We start from the raw sequence: 1,421 nt of genomic DNA on the forward strand, positions 1-1,421 counted from the left end.
TAGCCGTCGCCGCCAAGCTCGGCCGCCAACATGCGCGCCATCTTGATACCAGCAAGCGATGCGTTGCGTGCGCCGACGATGGCAACGCCGGGTAGGCGGAAGACGGCGGCATTGCCCTTGACCGCCAGAAGCGGCGGTGGATTGTCCACGCTTCTCAGCAGCGGGGGATAGTCGGGCTCGCCGATACCGACAAAACGCGCGCCAGCCCGGCGTGCCGCCTCGAGTTCGGCCTCGGCCTCGGCGATTGACGGAATGCGGGCGATCCGGCTGGCGCCGCCCGAAATCATCAGCTCCGGCAGGATTTCCAGCGCCACCTCGGCCGATCCGAAGCGGTTGATCAGGTCACGAAAGGAGGCGGGGCCGACATTCTGGGTGCGGATCAGCCGCAGCCAGCTCAGCCGCTGCCGGTCGCTGAGGCGCGGCCCGGCGGCCGGCTCGCTCATCCCTTGGCTCCGATCTTGCCCTCGGTGCCGGCAAGCAGCCGCGAAATGTTCGCCCGGTGCTTGATGAAGACGATGATGCTCATCACCACGAAAAGAATGGCAATCTGCGGTGCGTTCATAAAGTAGAGCGCTATCGGCACGATGACGGCCGCTGCAAGTGCCGCAAGCGACGAGTAACGGAACAGGAATGCCATCGCCAGCCAGACGACGGCGAAGGCCAGCGCCACCTGCCAGGCAAGGCCGACCAGCACCCCGAGATAGGTCGCGACGCCCTTGCCGCCCTTGAAGCCAAGCCAGACCGGGAAAAGATGACCGAGAAACGCGCCGAGGCCGGCCCAGGCCGCCGTTTCCGGCGCGAAATGGCCCGATATCAGAACGGCGGCGGTGCCCTTCAGTGCATCGAGCAGCAAGGTCGCGGCGGCGAGGCCCTTGTTGCCGGTGCGCAGCACGTTGGTGGCGCCGATATTGCCGGAGCCGATCTTGCGCACATCACCAAGGCCAGCGGCGCGGGTGAGCAGCAGCCCAAAGGGAATCGAGCCTAAGAGGTAGCCGAAGACCAGCGCCAGGATCAGGCCGTAACTCATTGTTTTCCCCGCATGTCCCCAAGCCAAACCCGATCGGGCGCGACGCCCGTTGCCGGTCTATATTGAGAACACTGTGCGGCCCGCCACCAGCGTTTGCAAGACCTTGCCTTGCAGGCGCGCGCCTTCGAAGCAGGTGTTCTTCGAACGCGAGCGGATGCCGCTTTCGCTGACGATCCAGGGTTCGTCGAGATCGACGAGCGCGAGGTCGGCGATCGAGCCCGGCTTCAGCGTGCCGCCGGGCAGTCCGAACAGCCTTGCCGGCGCGGTGGACAGCGCTTCGACCAGCCGCAGCAAAGGCACGTCGCCATTGTGGTAGAGCCGCAAGGCGGCACCCAGCAGCGTCTCCAGCCCGATGGCGCCGGCCGCGGCATCGGCGAAGGGCAGGCGCTTGGTG

General features: G+C 66.3%; 3 protein-coding genes. All 3 read right to left on the reverse strand.

Annotation, left to right across the window (positions count from 1 at the left end; all coding sequences use genetic code 11):
* Window positions 1–443 (reverse strand): DNA-processing protein DprA (locus C1D09_RS28980; RefSeq protein WP_143977415.1); only part of this gene is annotated, 443 nt, incomplete at its 3' end.
* Window positions 440–1,027 carry a glycerol-3-phosphate 1-O-acyltransferase PlsY gene (gene plsY / locus C1D09_RS28985; RefSeq protein ID WP_143977416.1) on the reverse strand — a complete coding sequence of 196 codons (588 nt, stop codon included), beginning with the start codon at window positions 1,025–1,027 and terminating at the stop codon, window positions 440–442. The genes plsY and C1D09_RS28980, both read right to left, overlap by 4 nt.
* Before the next feature lie 57 nt (window positions 1,028–1,084).
* Window positions 1,085–1,421, reverse strand: a 337-nt coding sequence (locus C1D09_RS28990) for an amidohydrolase family protein (protein WP_143977417.1), incomplete at its 5' end; no start/stop codon positions are given.

Origin of the sequence: Mesorhizobium intechi (assembly GCF_002879535.1) — a bacterium.
Lineage (GTDB): Bacteria > Pseudomonadota > Alphaproteobacteria > Rhizobiales > Rhizobiaceae > Mesorhizobium > Mesorhizobium intechi.